A 19,601-nucleotide genomic window follows, 5' to 3' on the forward strand; every position below is an offset into this window, starting at 1 on the left:
ATGCAAACGACTCCGTCTCTCCTCACCCAATCCCATGCTGGGTCCCATGCTGGATCCTATGCCGGCCCGAGTTTTCGCCGGGTCGAGCAAATGTCCTGGGCCGAGTTCAGCCGGCGCGGCGGGGGCTTGCGCAAGCGCGTCCAGCCGCTGCTCATCAAGGGCGCCATCAGGCATTGGCCGGCGACGCAGCGCTGGACCTTCGAGCAGCTCGCCGCGTTGCGCCGCCGCGACGGCTCCGAGGTGCTGACCCGTTTCCAGATCGGCATCGCCGAGCAGGGCGAGTCGCGTCAGGACGTGATCCAGCCGATCGCGCCGTATCTGCTGTCGCTCGCGCGTGCGCAGCAGGACGCCTTTGCGGCCGGCGACGATCAGCGCGGCCTGCTGAGTGCCGGCCAGCACGCCGGGCTCTCACCGACCGATATCTTCCGGCTCGACTGGTCGTACATGAAAACGCTGCCTCGCGATCAGCCCTACATCTCGCTGTGGCACATCCTCAAGGAGTTCCCGCAGCTCAAGGCAGATTTCAAGATCCCCGAAATCTGGCCGGGCCTGCGCTGGGACTGGGCATACACCTTTCTCGGCCCTGGCAAATCGGTGACCGGCTTTCATTACGACTATCCGAACAACCTGTTCTGTCAGGTCAGCGGCGCGAAGGAATTCCTGCTCTTTCCGCCGGATCAGAACGCGTACATGGCGCCATCCTCCAAGTACGACTGGGGCGGCAAGATGAGCCACGTCGACATCACGCGCCTGGACGAGCAGCCCGAACGCGCGGCGATGTTTGCGCGTGCCAGCGGCCTGTACGCCCGCGTCGAGTCCGGCGACGCCTTGTTCGTGCCGCGACGCACCTGGCATGCGGTGGTGTCATCGATGCCGTCGGTGAGCCTCGCCGTGTTCGGGCTGACGCCCAAGGAGCTCGTCGTGGACGGCGTCCCTTCGGGTGTTCGCGCCGCCCTTCACGCTGTGGGCTTGTACGGTCGCGGCAACTGCACCTGTCATGGCAAGGCGGTTGCCGATATGCAGCCCGCTGCACCGGAGGCGCGCTAGAGAGCGACGCTCGGTTCGCAGAACCGGGCTGCGTCGCTAGCCTGGATCTACCGGCCGCGAACCATCCGCCGCAGCACCCCGTCCTTGAGCACGTAGTGATGGTGCAGTGCGGCCAGCGCATGCAGGGCGATCAGCGCCAGCAGCAGCCAGCCGGTGTTCTCGTGCCAGGTGTGAATGCTGTCGGCCAGTTCGCGGTTCTTGTCGATCAGTGCCGGCATCGGCACGCCCCAGAAGCTGGCAGTACGACCGCGGGCTGAGACATACAGCCAGCCGAGCAGCGGCTGCGCCATCAGCAGGCTGTAAACGGCCGCATGGCTCAGGTGGCCGATCCTCCGCTTGACCGGATCGGTGATCAGCGAAGGCATCGGATGCCACCAGCGCCACAGCAGCCTCAGGCCGTTCAGCAGCAGCACGCTGAGGCCCAGGCTCTGGTGGAAGCCGACGATCAGTTTCTTCTGGTCCGGATCTTCAAGATCGGCACCGATCAGCACGCTGACGAACACGGCGATGATCGCCAGCACCGTGAACCAGTGGATCGCGCGGGTCACCGGGTGCAGCGCATCGCCGGATTCTTCCGTCGCCAGCTCGGTCCGAGAATCGGAAGCTTTATCGAGGGTGCTCACTTCAGCGTCTGCAGAAAGGCGATCACGTCGGCCCGCTCGCCGGCATCCTTGACGCCGGCGTAGCGCATCTTGGTGCCGGGAATCGCGCCCTTCGGATTCGGCAGATAGGCCTCCAGTTGTTCTGGCGTCCAGACGAAATGCGAAGCCTTGTTGGCGTCGGAATAGTCATAGCCGGGCACCGTGCCGGCCGTGCGGCCGACCAGCCCGAACAGCACTGGCCCCTTGCCGTTCTTGCCGCCGGCGGTGGTGGTATGGCAGTCCGAGCATTCGTCGTCGAATACCTGGGCGCCGCGCTTGGCGTCGCCTGCGGCAGATGCACTGCCGGCCAGCATCAGCAGGATCAGCGCGGCGTATCGGATCGGGCTGTTCATCAATAGGCCAGCCAAGCGAACAGCAGGAAGGTGTCGTTGGCGTTGGCGTTGCGGCCATCGCCGTTGTAGTCGGCACCGCCACCGTTGAAGTGGAAGTAGTGCGTGTACTGCGCGGCGAAGCGGACGTTCAGGTACGGGTAGAGGAAGGAGTCCTTCTTGCCCAGCGGTGTCCAGTCGGCCTGCAGCACGTAGCCGCTGGAGTTCGGGCTGCCGTTCGCCGAGCCGTCGATATCGCCGGCCGGGTAGCGCACGGCGTCGGTCGTGCCATGGGTCGAGAACGCGCCGACCGTCGCGCCGTAGGTTCCGGCGTAGTAATACGAGCTGCTGGCGTTGAACGAGTTCAGGAACTGCTTGCGGATTCCGGCATCGCCGGCACCGAAGCTGGCGTTCAGCGTCTGCCGCTCGTAGATGTCGGCGACATAGGCGCTCAGGTGATGGCGCTTGTTCGGCGTGTACTGCCAGCTGCCGTCGAAGCCGATATCGGTGTACTGGTCGCGGCCGTTGCTGCGGTCATAGCCGGGATAGAGCTCGTCATGCATGCCGAAGCTGCCGACGTGGAAGAACGATTTGCCGATGTTCTTCTGCAGCGCCACGCGCCAGTACGGGGCGACGCTGGCGAGCTTGTCCTCGTTGTCGACGCCGATGTTGATGCGCATCTGGTGGCCGAGGCCGTTGTAGCCACCGGCTTCCAGATACAGCAGGTCATCGATCATCGTGTACGCGGTCAGGCCGACGACCTGATGCTCGAGCCCGCCTTCGAGCTGCGTGGCAGCACCCGGCGCCGGTGCCAGGCCGCTGCTGGTGTAGGGATAACGCCAGACCGGTGTGGTGTTGTAGATGTCCTGGACGGTCGGGTTGTTGTTCAGGCTCAGGCCGTAGACCACGTCCTTGCCGAGCACCGCCGTCGAGCGGGCATAGCGGATATCGGTGTGATCGAGCCCGGAGGCCTGGGCCACGCCGTCATAGGTCACCTGGATGAAGGCGCCGAGGTTCGGCGCGATGCGGCCGGCGTAGAAGATGCTGGTCTCGTTCAGCGAACTGTTGTGATTCTCGCCGAAGTGTTCGGCGGCGCCGCCGGGCTGGCCCTGGTTGGTGTTGGTGAACTGCAGGATGCTCTGGCCGGAAATCGGAAAGAAGCCGGCGCCGCTCGAATAACCGAGCAGCTTGAAGTTGCGTCCTTCCTGGGTGAGCTGCGGGCCGAGGCTGCCTTCATGGCAGGACGCGCAGGCCTGGCCGGTCTGCTTGGCGTAGCTCGGCAGGGCCTGGGCCGGGGTCGACCACAGCAGCGGCACGGCGAGCACGGCGAGTGCCGGCAGCAGGTGGCGGAGGTGCGCTGCGAGGTACTGCGCAAGGCGTGACTTCATAGTAGGCTGCTCGGACGGAAGTGACTGATTTGCCAGCGGTTGTGGCGGTTCGCGCGGATTCTGCAGGGCGCTTCCTTACGAAATGCTTTCGATCGTTCCGGGCCTGCTTCCAAGCTGCCGGACGGTCCTGCAATCAGGGATGAACGATGCGGATACTGCTGGTCGAGGACGATCTGCTGATCGTCGATGGTCTGAGCCGGGCACTGCGGCAGCGCGGCCATGTAGTTGACGCCCTGAACCGCGGCGAAGGCGTGCTCGATGCCTTGCGCGAGCCGGTGCACGATCTGCTGCTGCTCGATCTCGGCCTGCCCGATATCGATGGCCTGAAAGTGCTGACAGCGCTGCGCAAGCGGCACGCCTCGCTGCCGGTGCTGGTGCTGACTGCGCGCGATGCCATCGAAAGCCGGGTGGCCGGGCTCAATGCTGGCGCCGACGACTATCTGACCAAGCCGTTCTCGATCGAGGAACTCGAAGCGCGACTGCGGGCGCTGGCGCGTCGTAGTGGCCGCGCGCTCAAGGGTCAGAGCCGGATCGGCGGCCTGCTGCTCGATCTGGACCAGCGCCACGCCGAGCTCGATGGCCGGCCGCTGGCGCTGACGCCGCGCGAGTACGGCGTGCTCGAAGTGCTGGTGCAGGCAGAAGGCCGGGTGGTCAGCAAGCCGGCGCTGCGCGAAGCCTTGTGCAACTGGGACGATGACCTGAGCAGCAGCGCGCTCGATGTCCACGTGCACCGGCTGCGGCGCAAGGTCGAGCCGGGCAGCGTCGAGATCCGCACCGTGCGCGGCTTCGGCTATCTGTTGCGGGAAACTTCACCTGAAGCCGCAAGCGACGAGGCCCGACCATGAGCCTGCGCCGCGCACTGCTGTTGCGGCTGCTGGTGCCGGTGGCGCTGCTGCTGATCCTGAACAGTGTGCTGGCCTATGGTCTGACCCTGCATTACGCCAATGCGATCTATGACAGCTGGCTGTACGACATCGCCCACACGGTGTCGCTGGAAGTCGGCGAGGACGGTCCCGAGGTCGCCCACACCGACGAGATCGAGCAGCAGCTGAAAACCTGGAAGACCGGCGACAGCGACTACTACTCGATTACCGTCGATGGCCGGATCATCGCCGGCGATGTCGATCTGCCGCCGGAGCCGGCGAGGGTCGAACACTTCGCCAACGACGCCTACCTGTACGACGCGCAGCGCAACGGTCTCGACCTGCGGCTGATGACGCTGAACGTGCCGGCCAGCAGCGAGCATCCGGCGCTGGTCGTCCGCGTTGCCCAGGATCGGCGCATTCGCTATGCGCTGGCCGAGGAAATCTTCTACGCCGTCGCAGTGCCGGCGGCGCTGCTGTTGCTGGTCGCCGTGGTGCTGATCGGCGTGGTGATCCGTTCCAGTCTCAGGGGCATCGATCTGCTGACCGTACGGCTGACCACGCACCCGGAGGGCAAGCCTCTGGCGATCGATCCTTCGGCCTTGCCGAGGGAGTTGCGCGGCATGACCGCGGCGTTCTCGGGCGTGGTCGAACGCAACAACACGCTGATGGCTGCGCAGCGTCAGTTCGTCGCCAATGCCGCGCATCAGTTGCGCAGCCCGATGGCCGCAACACAACTTCATCTGGATGGCGTCGAGCACGCCGACAATCCTGCAGATCGGCAGCGCAGCCTGGCCCAGTTGCGGCGCTCGGTGGAACGCTCGAACCGGCTGGCCAATCAGCTGCTGTCGCTGGCGCGCCTGGAGCCCGGCACGCGCTTGCCGATTCCGATGACGCCGGTCGATCTCGGCGACACGACGCGCGCTGCCGGCACCGACTACGTGCCACTGGCCATGAATCGCGGCATCGACCTGACGCTCGATCTACCGACAGAACCGGTGCTGATCCGCGGCCACGCGTTGCTGCTGCAGGAAGCGCTGTCGAACCTGATCGACAACGCCGTGCGCTATCACCCGGGCAATGGCCAGATCGAACTGGGCGTGGCGATCGACGATGGCAAGGCCGTGGTCACCGTGCAGGACGATGGTCCTGGTGTCGATCCAGCCTTCGCCACGCAGCTGTTCACCCGCTTCGCCCGCAGCGACGAAGGCCGTGGCGATGGTGCCGGCCTGGGGCTGGCGATCGTTCGCGAGATCGTCGAACTGCATCGCGGCAGCGTAAGCGCCCAGCCTGGCCACGAAGGGCAAGGGCTGTGCATCCGGCTGGAGTTTGCGCTGGTTTAGGCTGGTCAGTCCCGCGTCGCCGCGTTGATGCCATCGATCGCGACGCGGCAGGTCTGCACCAGTTCGTCGTCGTTGATCACATACGGCGGCATCAGGTAGACGATGTTGCCGAGCGGCCGCAGCAGTACGCCGTGTTGGAGACCATGGCGGTAGACGCGCAGGCCGCGTCTTTCTTCCGCCGGGTAGGGCTCACGCTTGCGCGGGTTCTTCGCCAGTTCGACAGCCAGGATCATGCCCTGCTGGCGGATGTCGATGACGTTGCGGTGATTGGCAACTTCGCTCATCAGGCCCCAGAGCCCGGCAGCGGTCGCCCGGTTGCGGGCGGTCCAGTCGTCGGACTCGAAGATGTCGAGCGTCGCCAGTGCGGCGGCACAGGCCAGCGGATTGCCGGTGTAGCTGTGCGAATGCAGGAAGGCGCGCTGGGCGCTGTGATCGTCGTAGAAGGCTTCGTAGACGGTGTCCGTGGTCATCGTCACGGCGAGCGGCAAGGTGCCGCTGGTCAGGCCTTTCGACAGACACATGAAGTCCGGCGTCGTGTTGCTCCACTGATTCGCAAACATCCGCCCGGTACGGCCGAAGCCAACCGCGATCTCGTCGGCGATGTAGTGCACGCCATGCCGCGTGCAGGCCTCGCGCAGCAGCTTCAGGTAGATCGGGTGATACATGCGCATGCCGCCGGCGCACTGCACCAGCGGTTCGACGATCACCGCAGCAGTCTCATGCGCGTGTTTGGCCAGCGTTTCTTCCATCAGCCGGAAGCGGCGCCGCGTGTAGTCCTCCCAGGCTTCGCCCGGCGTGCGATCGAAGCAGTCCGGCGATGGCACCACGATCGGCTGCATCAGCAGTGGCTGGTAGCTGTCGCGGTACATGCCTTCGCCGCTGACGGCGAGCGCGCCCAGGGTTTCGCCGTGATAGCTGTTGCTCAGGGCGATGAACTTGGTCTTCGCCGGTTTGCCGCAGTTCCGCCAGTAGTGCGCACTCATCTTCAGCGCCACTTCCACGGCGCTGCTGCCGTTGTCGGCATAGAAGCAGCGCGTCAGACCCTTCGGCGCGATCTTCACCAGCCGCTCGCTGAGTTCGACGACCGGCTGATGGGTGAAGCCGCCGAGCAGCACATGATCGAGCCGGTCGAGCTGCGCCTTGAGCCGCTCGACGATCACCGGATGGCGATGGCCGAAGATATTGGTCCACCAGGAGCTGACTGCGTCGATATAGCGCTTGCCATCGAAATCGGTCAGCCAGACGCCTTCGGCGGACGCGATCGGCACCAGCGGCAACGCGCCACCGGCTTCGTGGTCCTTCATCTGCGTGCAGGGATGCCAGACATGCGCGAGAGAGCGCTGCATCCAGTCGGTGTTGCTCATGGAGTTTAGATCGGGATTGAAGTGACGGAATCGGTCAGCCCGAAACCTTAGCATTCGCTGCCAATCCATCCGCGATCCGCCCGTGATGAAAAGCCGATACCGATCTGGGAGACAACCCCGTCATCAGGAAACTTGAACCTCTGGTCGTCAACAGGAGTCGATGACCGGCACCAATGGGTAGCCTGCCTTCGGGTTCCGATGGCGGAACATGACCTAAAGAGTGCCAAGAAAAATGGATCATCCCTTCCGCTTCAGGGCGTTTGATGGGCATCACCGGCTGCTGGCAACGCTCGTCGTTGCAGCAAGCTGTAGCGCCTGCGGCGGTAGTGGTGGCGATTCGTCATCGTCACCTGTTCCCGCAAACCCGAGCACAATTCCCGGCGATTTCACCAAGCAGACCATTGATCTGTCGACCTATCCGGATGCGGTCTGCAACGATGGTTCGCCTGCGATTTTCTACATCCAGCGCGGGGTTGGTGCTGCTGCCGCCACAAACGCCAACAAGACGGTGATCGGGCTTCGGGGCGGAGGTTTCTGCCTGAGCGATGCCGATTGCGGGGGACGGCCGTCGGACCTGAAGTCGTCCATCGGCTACCCGAGCCAGACAGCCCCTGAAGGTATGTTGTCTAGTGACTCCAGCAACGACAACTTCCGGAGCTGGAACCGAGTCAGCGTGCCTTACTGCAGTTCAGACTTCTTCAGCGGCGACATCGGCGCCACCGGCAGCCCGATCAACTTCCGTTTTCGCGGTGCGAAGATCGTCGCGGCGGTGGTGCAGACGCTGAATCGTCAGTACGGCATCGGCAAGGCCGGGGATACGGTAGTTCTGGCTGGTGGTTCGGCTGGCGCGGTCGGCGCCTTCATCAATGCCAATCGGGTGCGCGCGGCATTGCCCGGTGCCAGCGTGCTGGCAGTGATCGACGCCGGCATCTATCCAGACGTGGCGCCGCTGATGCCTGGCATTCCGCCATGGACCTCAGTGCGCGATCTCGGTCCGATCGGTCTCAGCTACTGGAATGGGCAGGTCGATGCCGATTGTGCCGCTGCCAATCCCGGCAATCCCGGGAACTGCTACCTGTTCGAGCACGCTCAGTCGACGCTGCGCATGCCGTTCTTCGTCATTCAGAACGCTCGTGACGCTGTCGGAATCATCAACGTCGGGCTCCTGCGAAACGATGGCAGCATCGACAATTCAAGCTTGGGCAGTTGGGTAAGGGCCACCTATCTGCCAGCCATGGGCAATATCCTGAGACCGCTGGGTTTGAGCAGCGGGCAGGGCGTGTTCGCGGTCTGTCTGGATCCTGAAATCCATACGCTGTCATTCGACACCACGCTGTGGACCACGCCGATGGCCGAGGTGGGCGGCGTGGCACTCAAGGATGCCGTGGCGTCTTGGGCTGCTGCTGGTGGTGCCGCGACGCGGGCGGTCACGTCAGCGTCTTGTACCTTCCCTTGAGCGATGGCTTTCGAAGCTGAAAGCGAGGCGGCCTTCCTGGGCCGCCGTCGCTTTTCATCGGACAGGTCCGTGAACGCAGCCTACAGCGTCTTCACCAGCACCATCGACTTGCGCTGCCAGTTGTACATCCGCGCCTTGCTGGCCGGCAGATCGTCCAGCGTGCTGGCGACGAAGCCGTGCTCGATGAACCAGTGCGGTGTGTGGGTGGTCAGCGCGAACAGGCGCTGGATGCCGAGCTTCGCCGCCGATTCCTCGGCGCGCTTGAGCAATGCTTCGGCCCGGCCCTCGTTGCGGTAGTCCGGATGCACGGCGACGCAGGAGAACTCGGCCATCGACTCGGCCGGAAACGGGATCAGCGCGCTGCAGGCGATCACCGTGCCGTCGCGGACCATGACGTCGAACAAGCTGATCTCGATCTCCAACTGCTCGCGCGAGCGTGGCACCAGTTCGCCGCTGGCCTCCAGTGGCTGGATCAGCGCCAGGATGCCGCCGACATCCTCGATGCTCGCTTCGCGCACCGCTTCGTAGTTTTCGTCGGCGTAGAACATCAGGCCGCAGCCATCGCGGGTGTACAGCTCGCGCAGCAGCGCGCCGGTGGGCTCGGCGCCGATCAGATGCACGCGTTCGACGCCACCGCGCCCGGCGGCGAGTGCCGACTGCAGCAGCGCCCGGTCTTCGGCCGATAGCGAAGCCTGGATCACTGCACTGGCCACCAGCCGCTCCGCGTCACCCAGCGGTAGCTGGCCGGCATCGCCGGTGTCGTTGGCGAGCTGCCAGGTCTCGGGGTCGGCATTGAGCAGGAACATCAGCTTGTCGGCTTTCAAGCCGATGGCCACCGCCTGGGCGACATCGCCGGCGCGCAGGTTGAAGATTTCACCGGTCGGCGAATAGCCGATCGGGCTTAAGACTGCGATGCGGCCTTCGTCGAGCGCGTTGCGGATCGAGGCGATGTCGGCGCGCCGCACTTCGCCAGTCAGCAGGTGATCGACGCCATCACGGACGCCAACCGGCCGCGCCGTGATCCAGTTGCCGCCCGCCACTTTCAGCCGTGCGCCCCCCATCGGCGTGCTAGCCAGGCCCGTCGACAGCCGCGCCTCGATGTCCATGCGCAGGATGCCGACCGCCGCCTTGACGCAATCCATGGTCGCCGCATCGGTGATCCGCAGATCGCCGGAGAACTGGGCCGCCAGGCCGTGGGCTGCGAGCTGCGCTTCGATCTGCGGCCGCACGCCGTGAACCAGCACCAGCTTGACGCCGAGGCTGTGCAGCAGCGCCAGGTCGTAGATGAAACGCTCGAAGTCGGGACGCAGCGCGGTTTCGCCGCCGAACGCGACCACGAACACGCGATCGTTGTGCGCGTGGACATACGGAGCTGCGCCGCGCAGGGCGGCAACGAAGTCATCGGGGTTCATGGCGCGGATTATAGGGGCGCGCGATGCCCCGTCCGTATCGAAAGCCTGCCAAATTTCTCTTTGCTGGCGGGGCTCAAGCCTATAATCCGCGCCATGACACCTCCGTACGATTACGAGGCGCTGGACGCCTTGATGAAGCAGGTCGGCTATGACGACGAGTCCTCGTCCTTCCACGGCAGCCTGTGTGGCGCGCTGTGCCGGCAGAAGCCGGACGAGATCGATCCGGTCGCGCTGCTCGACCTTCCCGAATACACGCCTGAGGGCCGCGACCGCGAGCAGCTGGTTCGTCTGCGCGACGACACCATCGCCGCGTTGACCGATCTGCACTCGGCGTTCATGCCACTGCTGCCAAGCGATGACGATCCGCTCGCCGATCGCGCTCGCGCGCTCGGCGCCTGGTGCGAAGGTTTCCTCTACGGCCTCGCCGGGCGGATCAAGCTGAACCTGCGCGAGTGCAGCGAGGAAGTGCGCGAAATCGTCAAGGACTTCACCGAATTCACACGCACTTCGCTCGATTCCGGTGATGACGACGAAGGCGAGGAAAGCGCCTACGCCGAACTGATCGAGTACATCCGGGTCGGCGCCCAGCTGGTGTTCATGGAACTCCATCCGCGCCTCGGCGCGCCGGGCGCATCGCCTACCATTCACTGAGCGACCGACGACAATGCCCGCACCTGCAGCTGCCGAACTCGCCGAGTACGCCGCCCGCCGCGCCGCGCTGATCAAGGCGATGGGTCCGGATGGTCTGGCGATCATCCCATCCGCGCGCGAAGTGATCCGCAACCGCGACAGCCATTACCGCTTTCGTCAGGACTCGGATTTCCTCTATCTCAGCGGCTTCCAGGAGCCGGATTCGGTACTGGTGCTGGCACCTGGCAACCAGGACGGCGAGTTCCTGATGTTCGTCCGCGCCCGCGATGCTGCGCGTGAAATCTGGGACGGCCGTCGCGCCGGGCCGGAAGGTGCGGTCAGCCAGTACGGCGCCGATCAGGCCTTCGTGATCGACGAACTCGACAAGCAGCTGCAGGGCTTGCTGTCCGGTCGCCGCCGGGTGTTCTACACCTTCGGCGAGCATCCGGAATGGGATCCGAAGATCGCTGCCGTGGTCCGCGAAATTCGTGAAGTGTCGCGCCGTGGCGCAGCGGCACCGACCGATTTCGTGGCATTGGAAACCACGCTGCACGAGCAGCGCCTGATCAAGACCGAAGCCGAGCTGAAGCTGATCCGCCATGCCTGCCAGGTCACCGCCGGTGCCCACGTCCGGGCGATGCAGGCCACCCAACCGGGCGGCTGGGAATGGGCGGTGGCCGCCGAGATCCATCACGAGTTCGAGCGCCACGACATGCAGTGCGGTTACGGCTCGATCGTCGGCGGCGGCGAGAACGCCTGCATCCTGCATTACAAGGAAAACGAGTCGCAGCTCAACAACGGTGATCTGCTGCTGATCGATGCCGGCGGCGAGTATCGCGGCTACACGGCGGACATCACCCGCACATTCCCGATCAACGGCCGCTACAGCGGTGCGCAGAAGGAAGTCTACGAAGTGGTGCTGGCTGCGCAGCTGGCGGCGATTGCGACACTTACGGCCGGCAATGCCTCGTCACGGCCACATGAAGTGGCGACCAAGGCGCTGACCGAAGGCATGGTCGCGCTTGGTCTGCTGGAAGGCGATGTCGACACCTTGATCGCGGAAGGCAAGCATCGCCAGTTCTACATGCACGGCACCGGCCACTGGCTGGGGCTGGATGTCCATGATGTCGGCCGCTACAAGCTTGACGGCGTCGCTCGCAACTTCGAGCCGGGCATGGTGATGACCGTCGAGCCGGGCCTGTACATCGCCCCGGGAACCGAAGGCGTCGACCCGCGCTTCCATGGCATCGGCATCCGCATCGAGGACGACGTGCTGGTGACTGGCGGCGCGCCCGAAGTGCTGACCTCCGGTGTGCCGAAAGCAGTGGCCGAAGTAGAAGCGCTGATGGCTGGCCGCTGATTGGCTCGATGGATTTCGAGCCTGCCGACAGCGTCAAATCCGCGCCGGCCGAGCCCAAGGCCTTCGTCTGCGCGAACTGCGGCACGCATTTCGATGGCCACTACTGCCCGCATTGCGGGCAGGAAGCGCGGATCAAGCTGCCGACGGCGCGCAAGTTCCTCAGCGATCTCGCCGAGAAATACCTCGGCATCGAAGGTCGCTTGCCGCTGACCTTGCGGATGCTGTTCTTCAGACCCGGCCAGATGACCGTCGACTATCTCGAAGGCCGACGCCAGCGCTATCTCAGCCCGTTGCGCCTGTATCTCGCCGCCAGCGTCCTGTTCTTCATCGGCTTGAGCCGGGTGCCGGGCATCGATATCGAGATCGGCCGCAGCGGCATCGAGATCACCACCTTGGCGATGCGCGATGCCAGCATCGCCGCCCATACCGGTTTCGCGGCGATCGATGGTCAGGTGGCGCGCTTCATGAGCCTGCCACTCGACGAGCGCAGCCGTGTGCTGCGCGACGGCATGATCCGCAACGCGGCGCAGGCGTTGCTGCTGCTAATCCCGCTGTTCGCGGGGCTGCTCGCGGCGCTGTACCGGCGTCGTCTGTATGGCGAGCATCTGCTGTTCGCATTTCACTTCCACAGCTTCGCGTTTCTGGTGCTGCCCCTCGGCCTCGTGCCTTGGCCCCAGCCGATGCACGATCTGATCAACAATGCTTTGAATGCACTGCTGGCGGCCGTGCTGTTCGTGATGCTGCGCCGGGTCTATGGCGGCGGCGTGCTGCTGACGCTGGCGCGGGTGTTGACGATCCTGATCGGCTACGCGCTGCTGCTGTCGGCCGCGGCACTCGCTGGCGTGTTGCTTGCGGTAGGTCGCTGATGGCCAGCAAACCACCCCCGAAGCTCGAACCGGCGCCGATCGACGGCCCGTTCTGTCGTGACTGCGGCGCGCGTGCCGATATCAACTTCTGCCCGGTCTGCAGCCAGGAAACGCGGATCGAGATGCCGACGGTCGGCCATTTCGTCGCCGAGTTCGCCGAGCAGACCTTGGCCTTGCAAGGCCAGCTGTGGCGCACCCTGTATTCACTGCTGTTCAAGCCGGGCCAGCTGACGCTCGATTACATCGCCGGCCGCCGCCAGCGCTATGTGCGACCGCTGCGCCTGTATCTGGCGATCAGCATCAGCTTCTTCGCGGTGCTCGGCATCACGGCCGGCGATGGCTCGTTCCTGCCGGACGATCTGCTGGTCGATGACGGCGCCAAGGTCCCAAGCACCAAGGACGGCAGCGAAGCTCAGAGCGACAAGAAAGCGGCGGCCAAGCCTGCGAAATCGAAGACGGTCGACAAACCCTCGGCCGCACCGAAAACGGGTGATCCGGCGGTCGATGCCGAAGCGCGGGTCGAAGCGGCAGCGGCAGCGATAGAAGCAGCAGCGGAAGCCAAGGCGGAAGCGGCAGAGGCCGACGAAAAAGCGCGGCAGGAAGCGGCCGCGGCACAGAAGGCCAAGGCCGAAGTGGAGAAACATCCGCGTTCGACCGACAAGGGCGAGTCGTCAGCGAACTTCAACACCGGCTACGCCAAGCTCGATGCTCGTCTCAACGAGCGTTTCGACCGGCTGAAAGCGCTGCCGAAATCGGAAATCACCGCGAGAGTGGTCAACGCCTTCCTGAACTACGCGCCATTCGCGATGTTCCTGCTGCTGCCGCTGTTCGCGCTGTTCCTGAAGATCGGCTATTTGTGGCGGGGGGCGAATTACGCGATCCATCTGCTGTTCGCGGTCAACTACCATTCGTTCATATTCTTCATGCTGCTGATCGCTCAGCTGCCGTTGATCAACCGCTTCGACAATCTGCTCGGTTTTGTCGTGCCGGCCTATCTGCTGCTGTCACTGCGCAGCGTACATGGCGGCGGCTGGTTATCGACCTCGCTGTTCACGCTGCTGCTGTCGATCGTCTACGTCGCGGCGCTGGCGGTGGTGATGGTGCTGTTCACTTTTCTTCCTTTGGCCTTGCTGTAACCGATGACTGCTGCCGAAAATCTTGCCGGAAACGTTTTTGATGTCGCGATCGTCGGCGGTGGTCTGGTCGGTGCCAGTCTCGCGGTAGGGCTGGCCGCCAGTTCGCTGCGCGTGGTACTGATCGAAGCCGCCGCGCCGCCGATCAGCGCCGCCGCCTGGGACGAACGCTGCATCGCCCTGAACGAGGCCAGCCAGCGGATTCTCGCCAGCTTCGGTGTCTGGCCTGCACTGAGCGCTGAAGCCGAACCGATCCGCGGGACGCACATCTCCGAGAAGGGCCGCTTCGGCAGCACTCGCTTCAGCGCTGATGAAGTCGGGCTGACTGCACTCGGCTACAACGCGCCGCTGCGAGCGATCGGTGCCGTGCTGTCATCGGCGATGGCGGCCGCGCCGAATCTCAAGCTGCTGCTGCCGGCACGGGTAACGTCGCTGGAAGAAGCGACCGATCACCTCAGCCTGACTGTCGAGAGCGCCGGCAGCAGTAGGGCCATCAAGGCCGCGCTGGTGGTCGCCGCCGATGGTGCGCAGTCGAGCATCCGCAAGCTGCTGGGCCTGGACGCGACGACCCGTGATTACGGCCAGCACGCGATCGTTTCGGCGGTGCGCCTGTCGCGGCCGCATCAGGGCGTCGCTTACGAACGCTTCACGCCGGATGGCCCGATGGCCTTGATCCCGAAGCCGGACGATGCCGCATCGCTGGTCTGGACCGTGCCGTCGGCAAACGTCGAAGCGATGCTGGCCTGGACCGATGCCGAGTACCTGGAAGCCGCGCAGGCAACCTTCGGTGGACGCCTCGGCCGCTTCACCGCGCTCGGTCAGCGCAAGAGCTGGCCGCTGTCGCGAGTGATGAACGAAACCCTGGTCGGGCCGCGTACCGTGTTCATCGGCAATGCCGCGCAAAGCCTGCATCCGGTCGCCGCACAAGGCTTCAATCTCGGTTTGCGCGATGTCGCGAATCTCGCCGAGCGGATCATCGGTGCGGCCGATCCCGGCGCCGAGCAGCTGCTCGCCGATTACGCCGCGACCCGGCGCAGCGATCGCGAGCGAGTCTCCGGTTTCACCGATCTGCTGGTCCGCGCGTTCTCGAACCGCACGCCGGGTCTTGCCCAGGCCCGGCATTGGGGCCTGGTTGCGGCCGATCTGCTGCCGCCGGTGCGCGCCGCCTTGCTGCGCCAGCACCTCGGTCATCTCGGCCTGCCGGCCGATGGCCTCGGAGCACCGCGATGAGCCAGCGGATCGATTGCGATGTCGCCGTCGTCGGTGGCGGGCCGGTCGGTGTGGTCGCTGCGCTGGCGCTGCGCGATGCCGGCTTCAAGGTCGTGCTGGTCGAGCGCGGCGCGGCACCGAAGCCGTTCGATGTTTCGCGCTACGACGTCCGCGTCTACGCGATCGCGCCAGCTTCGGGGCGGCTGCTCGATCAGCTCGGCATCTGGCCGGAAATCGCGGCGACCCGGATCAGCCCTTACGCGCGGATGCAGGTATGGCAGCGCGCCGCTGAGCGCGGCTTGAGCTTCGATGCCGCCGAGAGCGGCAATGGCGCGCTCGGCTGGATCGTCGAACAGGGCTTGATCCTGTCGGCCGCCTGGAATCAGCTCGGTGCGCTGCCGCGCCATGTCGGCGTTGAAGCGCTGGCCTTGCAGCTGCCGATTGATGACGATCGTCAGGGCCGCGCCAGCCTGCAGCTCTCCGATGGCACTGAATTGCAGGCGCGGCTGATCGTCGCTGCCGACGGTGCCGACTCGCCGCTGCGCGAGCGTGCCGGTATCGCCGTCACCAGCTGGCGCTACGCGCAGCAGGCGATCGTTGCCCAGGTGTTGATGTCCTCGGCGCAGGCGGCGACGGCCTATCAGCGCTTTCTGCCGACCGGACCGCTGGCCTTCCTGCCGCAGGCCGATGGTCGGCATTCGATCGTCTGGTCCGCGGACAGCGAAGCTGCTGCGGCGCTGCTGGCACTCGATGACGCGAGCTTCGCGCGCGCGCTTTCCGAGGCTAGCCAGTACGCGCTCGGTGAGGTCATCGAAGCCGGTCCGCGGCTCGCGTTTCCGTTGCGCCTGCTGCATGCCGAGGACTATCACCGGCCAGGGTTGGTGCTGGTTGGCGACGCGGCCCATGCGATCCATCCGCTGGCCGGGCAGGGCGCCAACCTGGGCTTCGCCGATGTCGCGCAACTGGCCAGCAGCTTGTCGGCGGCACGGGCGGCAGGACGCGACTGGGCGTCGTCACGAACTCTTGCCAGCTACACCCGCGCCCGCAAGGCCGCGAATCTGGAAATGCTGGCGTTGACCGACGCGCTGTATCGCGGCTTCGGCAACAGCCTGCCGGGCCTGCGGCAACTGCTCGGCATCGGCCTGGAAGCGATCAACAAGGTCGCGCCGGTCAAGGCACTGCTGGCGACGCAGGCACAACGCGGCTCGGGCTGATCGGCCTGCGCATCGGCTACACTTCACGCCGCAGGCAAGAGAGTCCGGGCACGCCCGGCACCGAAGGCGCAATCCCCCCCGGAATCGCTCAGGTCTAAGGATTGCCTGCTGTAGACACTCTGGAGAGCGCCCGCGCAGTCGGCGGGCCACCGAAGGCGCCAAACGCTCAGGTTCAAGGGACAGAGGGGGTGAGAAGCCAAGGTTTTGCGAGCACTGCTCGCATTGGCTTCGAACGCCTGAGCGAAAGCGAAGGCCGGGCAAGGGTCGTGCATCACACGATCGGTTTCTGCCAGGCCATGTCGCAATCGCTAGGACGCAGCCCACTCGCACCAGAACTACGCACGACATGCTCAAGCAAACCGCGCTGCACGCCGAACATCTGCGCCTGGGCGCCAAGCTGGTCGACTTTGCCGGCTGGGACATGCCGATCCAGTACGCATCCCAGCTCGACGAGCATCACGCTGTGCGCAAGTCCGCCGGCATGTTCGATGTCGCGCATATGAGCGCCGTCGACCTGCAGGGCGCACGCACCCGTGAGTTCCTGCGCCTGCTGCTCGCCAACGATGTCGCCAAGCTGAAGACCCCGGGCAAGGCGCCCGCCGATGCCGTAGGCGTCGGTAAAGCCCTGTACAGCTGCATGCTCGACGAGCACGGCGGCGTCATCGACGACCTGATCGTCTACCTCATCGCCGAAGACGCATTTCGCCTGGTCGTCAACGCCGGCACCACGGACAAGGATCTCGCCTGGCTGCGCGCGAAAGCACCGGCGTTCGGCGTCGACGTTCGTCATCGCAGTGATCTCGGCATCCTCGCCGTGCAGGGGCCGGAAGCTCGGGCGAAGGTCGATGCGCTGCTGCCGGCCGAGCTGGCGAAGGCTTGCGCCAGCCTGACACCGTTCAGCGCCGCCTGGCTCGGCGACCGCTTCATCGGCCGCACTGGCTACACCGGCGAAGACGGCTACGAACTGATCCTGCCGCAGGCCGATCTGGTTGCGATCTGGACCGAGCTGCTTGCCGCCGGTGTCGCGCCCTGTGGTCTTGGCGCGCGCGACACCTTGCGACTCGAAGCCGGCATGAATCTCTACGGCCAGGACATGGACGAAACCGTCAGCCCGCTCGAATGCGGTCTGTCCTGGACGGTGTCGTTCGCCGATGAAGCCCGCGCCTTCATCGGCCGCGCAGCCCTCGAAGCCCAGCGCGCCGCGCCGCCGCGCAAGTCCGTCGGCCTGGTGCTCGAAGGCCGCGGCGTGCTGCGTGCCCACATGGCGGTGCGCGCCGCGAACGGCGAGCTGGGCGAAACCAGCAGTGGCGGTTATGCGCCGACGATGAAAGGTTCGATCGCGATGGCCCGCGTGCCGGGTGGCGCAGTCGGCCCGTATGAAGTCGAGATCCGCGGCCAACGGTTGCCGACGCGCGAAGTGAAGCCGCCGTTCGTGCGCAATGGCAAGGTGCTCGTGTAACTGACCTGTTTATGTAGGGTGGGCAAGCTTCTCCTGCCCACCGCAGCACCCGATCCATGTGGGCCGATGAAGCCAGCCCACCCTACAGAAGCCGAGACTTCCCATGAGCAATACGCCTGCCGAACTGAAATACGCCAAGTCCCACGAGTGGGTGAAGAAGCTGCCGGACGGCACGCTGCTGATCGGTATCACTGATCACGCCCAGGCTGCGCTCGGCGATCTGGTGTTCGTGGAAACCCCGAAGGTCGGTCGCAAGCTGGCGGCGAACGAAGCCTGCTGCGTCGTCGAATCGGTCAAGGCGGCGAGCGATGTCTATGCGCCGGTCGCCGGCACCGTGATCGAGACCAACGCCAAGCTCGGCGAGAATCCCGAGTTGGTCAACGATGCGCCGTACGAAGGCGGCTGGCTGTGGAAGCTGCAACCGGACAATCTCGCCGATGTCGATGGCCTGCTCGATGCTGACGGCTACGTCGCGTCGATCGCCTGATTCGCCTTAACCAGACCCTGGAAACTGCTTCATGCCTTTCATCCCGCATACCGAAACCGATGTCGCCGAAATGCTCGCGGCGATCGGCGCGCCGAGCATCGATTCGCTGTTCGGCGAGATTCCTGCCGAGCTGCGCTGCAAGGGTCTGTCGCAGGTACCGGAACGGGTTTCCGAGATGGAGATCGCGCGGCTGATGCACGGCCGCGCGGCGCAGGACGGCACGCTGCTGAACTTCTGTGGCGCCGGTGCCTACGAGCACCACATTCCGGCAGCGGTCTGGGAGATCGCGACGCGCGGCGAGTTCTATTCAGCCTACACGCCGTACCAGGCCGAAGCGAGCCAGGGCACCTTGCAGCTGCTCTACGAATACCAGTCGATGATGTGCGCGCTGACCGGCATGGAGGTGTCGAACGCATCCCTTTACGACGGCGCTTCCGCACTCGCCGAAGCGCTGCTGATGGCGGTGCGCGCCAACAGCGCGAACAGCGGTGGCAAGGTGCTGATGCCGCAGGCCGTGCATCCGTATTACCGAGAAGTAGTTGCCTCGATCACCGACGCACAGGGCATCAATCCGCAGCCGATCGGCTACGACCCGGTCACCGGTGCCACCTCGCTCGAACAGCTGCGTGCCCATGAAGGGCAGGGCATCACCGCGGTGGTGATACAGCAGCCGAACTTCTTCGGCGTGCTCGAGGATGTCGATGCGATCACCGACTGGGCGCAGGCCAATGGCGCGTTGGTGGTGGCCGTGGTCAATCCGGTGTCGCTGGGCTTGCTGCAGCCGCCTGGCTTGTGGGGCGCGAAGGGCGTGGACATCGTCTGCGGCGAAGGTCAGCCGCTCGGCGCGCCGCTGTCCTCGGGCGGCCCGTACTTCGGCTTCCTGACCGCGCGGCAGGTCTTCGTCCGGCAGATGCCGGGCCGCATCGTCGGCCGCACTGTCGATCTCGATGGCAAGCCCGGCTACACGCTGACCCTGCAGGCGCGCGAGCAGCACATCCGCCGCAGCAAGGCGACCTCGAATATCTGCACCAACCAGGGCCTGCTGGTCACGGCCGCGACCATCCACATGAGCCTGCTGGGGCCGGAAGGTCTGGAAAGCGTCGCTGTCCATTCGATGGCCAACACACAGTCGTTGGTCGACGCGCTGACCGCGATTCCCGGCGTCAGCGCGGCCTTCGATGGCGAGCGCTTCCATGAAGCTGTCATCCGTCTGCCACAAGCTGCTGGCCAGGTATTGGCCGGGCTCGCCGAACGCGGCATCTTCGGCGGCTTCGATCTGTCGCAGCATTACCCGGCGCTGGGTTCAGCGCTGCTGGTCTGCGCGACCGAAACCCGGACTGCCGAAGACATCGCACGTTACGCCACGGCCTTACGTGAAATCCTGGCCGCGCACTGATTCA

18 protein-coding genes and 2 riboswitches are annotated in these 19,601 nt (G+C 65.2%); of the genes, 13 read left to right on the forward strand and 5 right to left on the reverse strand.

The window, feature by feature from the left end; all coding sequences use genetic code 11:
- The gene (locus G513_RS21570) at nt 1-1,047 is read left to right on the forward strand and encodes a cupin-like domain-containing protein (RefSeq protein ID WP_022975847.1); all 1,047 of its coding nucleotides are present in this window, start codon (nt 1-3) and stop codon (nt 1,045-1,047) included.
- Nucleotides 1,048-1,094: 47 nt separating this feature from the next.
- Here G513_RS21570 and G513_RS0105625 read toward each other — a convergent pair whose 3' ends face one another.
- From G513_RS0105625 to G513_RS0105635, 3 genes are read right to left on the reverse strand one after another with little or no spacing between them, the layout of a single operon-like run.
- Complete coding sequence (locus G513_RS0105625) at nt 1,095-1,670, reverse strand: cytochrome b (RefSeq protein WP_022975848.1); 576 nt, start codon at nt 1,668-1,670, stop codon at nt 1,095-1,097.
- Nucleotides 1,667-2,041, reverse strand: coding sequence for a c-type cytochrome (locus G513_RS0105630; protein ID WP_022975849.1), 375 nt, complete (start codon nt 2,039-2,041; stop codon nt 1,667-1,669). Before G513_RS0105630 ends, G513_RS0105625 begins: the two co-directional genes overlap by 4 nt.
- Nucleotides 2,041-3,405: a hypothetical protein gene (locus G513_RS0105635; protein ID WP_022975850.1), complete on the reverse strand. Its 1,365-nt coding sequence runs from the start codon at nt 3,403-3,405 to the stop codon at nt 2,041-2,043. Before G513_RS0105635 ends, G513_RS0105630 begins: the two co-directional genes overlap by 1 nt.
- A 146-nt stretch (nt 3,406-3,551) precedes the next feature.
- Here G513_RS0105635 and G513_RS0105640 point away from each other — a divergent pair, with 146 nt between their 5' ends.
- Entirely contained in the window at nt 3,552-4,250 is a 699-nt protein-coding gene (locus G513_RS0105640; protein WP_022975851.1) for a response regulator, read from the forward strand.
- On the forward strand, nt 4,247-5,611 hold the full coding sequence (locus G513_RS0105645; protein ID WP_022975852.1) for a sensor histidine kinase: 1,365 nt from the start codon (nt 4,247-4,249) through the stop codon (nt 5,609-5,611). The genes G513_RS0105640 and G513_RS0105645 overlap by 4 nt, the downstream gene beginning before the upstream one ends.
- 5 nt (nt 5,612-5,616) lie before the next feature.
- On the opposite strand, the gene G513_RS0105650 is transcribed toward G513_RS0105645, so the two are convergent.
- The gene (locus G513_RS0105650) at nt 5,617-6,975 is read right to left on the reverse strand and encodes an adenosylmethionine--8-amino-7-oxononanoate transaminase (RefSeq protein WP_022975853.1); all 1,359 of its coding nucleotides are present in this window, start codon (nt 6,973-6,975) and stop codon (nt 5,617-5,619) included.
- Between the two features lie 232 nt (nt 6,976-7,207).
- On the opposite strand from G513_RS0105650, the gene G513_RS25355 reads away from it, so the two are divergent.
- Nucleotides 7,208-8,431, forward strand: a complete 1,224-nt coding sequence (locus G513_RS25355; RefSeq protein WP_084711354.1) for a pectin acetylesterase-family hydrolase — start codon at nt 7,208-7,210, stop codon at nt 8,429-8,431.
- Between the two features lie 80 nt (nt 8,432-8,511).
- Here G513_RS25355 and argA read toward each other — a convergent pair whose 3' ends face one another.
- Entirely contained in the window at nt 8,512-9,843 is a 1,332-nt protein-coding gene (gene argA, locus G513_RS0105660) for an amino-acid N-acetyltransferase (RefSeq protein WP_022975855.1), read from the reverse strand.
- Nucleotides 9,844-9,936: 93 nt separating this feature from the next.
- Between argA and G513_RS21575 the strand changes: the two genes are divergently transcribed.
- The 9 genes from G513_RS21575 to gcvPA all read left to right on the forward strand — a co-directional run bounded on the left by G513_RS21575 (nt 9,937) and on the right by gcvPA (nt 19,597).
- Nucleotides 9,937-10,494 carry a UPF0149 family protein gene (locus G513_RS21575; protein WP_022975856.1) on the forward strand — a complete coding sequence of 186 codons (558 nt, stop codon included), beginning with the start codon at nt 9,937-9,939 and terminating at the stop codon, nt 10,492-10,494.
- Between the two features lie 13 nt (nt 10,495-10,507).
- Complete coding sequence (gene pepP, locus G513_RS0105670) at nt 10,508-11,833, forward strand: Xaa-Pro aminopeptidase (RefSeq protein ID WP_022975857.1); 1,326 nt, start codon at nt 10,508-10,510, stop codon at nt 11,831-11,833.
- 8 nt (nt 11,834-11,841) lie between these two features.
- On the forward strand, nt 11,842-12,699 hold the full coding sequence (locus tag G513_RS0105675; protein WP_022975858.1) for a DUF3667 domain-containing protein: 858 nt from the start codon (nt 11,842-11,844) through the stop codon (nt 12,697-12,699).
- Nucleotides 12,699-13,835, forward strand: coding sequence for a DUF3667 domain-containing protein (locus G513_RS0105680; protein WP_022975859.1), 1,137 nt, complete (start codon nt 12,699-12,701; stop codon nt 13,833-13,835). The genes G513_RS0105675 and G513_RS0105680 overlap by 1 nt, the downstream gene beginning before the upstream one ends.
- Nucleotides 13,836-13,838: 3 nt before the next feature.
- A complete protein-coding gene (ubiH, locus tag G513_RS0105685) occupies nt 13,839-15,062 on the forward strand; it encodes a 2-octaprenyl-6-methoxyphenyl hydroxylase (RefSeq protein WP_022975860.1) in 1,224 nt (407 codons plus the stop codon).
- Nucleotides 15,059-16,255, forward strand: coding sequence for an FAD-dependent monooxygenase (locus G513_RS21580; RefSeq protein WP_022975861.1), 1,197 nt, complete (start codon nt 15,059-15,061; stop codon nt 16,253-16,255). The genes ubiH and G513_RS21580 overlap by 4 nt, the downstream gene beginning before the upstream one ends.
- Before the next feature lie 25 nt (nt 16,256-16,280).
- Nucleotides 16,281-16,369, forward strand: a riboswitch (glycine riboswitch).
- A gap of 1 nt (nt 16,370) precedes the next feature.
- A riboswitch (glycine riboswitch) is annotated at nt 16,371-16,442 on the forward strand.
- 159 nt (nt 16,443-16,601) lie between these two features.
- Nucleotides 16,602-17,714 (forward strand): glycine cleavage system aminomethyltransferase GcvT, encoded by a 1,113-nt coding sequence (gcvT, locus tag G513_RS0105695; RefSeq protein WP_022975862.1) that lies wholly within the window; start codon nt 16,602-16,604, stop codon nt 17,712-17,714.
- Between the two features lie 103 nt (nt 17,715-17,817).
- Nucleotides 17,818-18,201 (forward strand): glycine cleavage system protein GcvH, encoded by a 384-nt coding sequence (gene gcvH, locus G513_RS0105700; RefSeq protein WP_022975863.1) that lies wholly within the window; start codon nt 17,818-17,820, stop codon nt 18,199-18,201.
- A gap of 31 nt (nt 18,202-18,232) precedes the next feature.
- Complete coding sequence (gene gcvPA / locus G513_RS0105705) at nt 18,233-19,597, forward strand: aminomethyl-transferring glycine dehydrogenase subunit GcvPA (protein ID WP_022975864.1); 1,365 nt, start codon at nt 18,233-18,235, stop codon at nt 19,595-19,597.
- The last annotated feature ends 4 nt before the right edge of the window (nt 19,598-19,601 follow it).

This window comes from Nevskia ramosa DSM 11499 (genome assembly GCF_000420645.1).
In the GTDB taxonomy this organism is placed as follows: domain Bacteria; phylum Pseudomonadota; class Gammaproteobacteria; order Nevskiales; family Nevskiaceae; genus Nevskia; species Nevskia ramosa.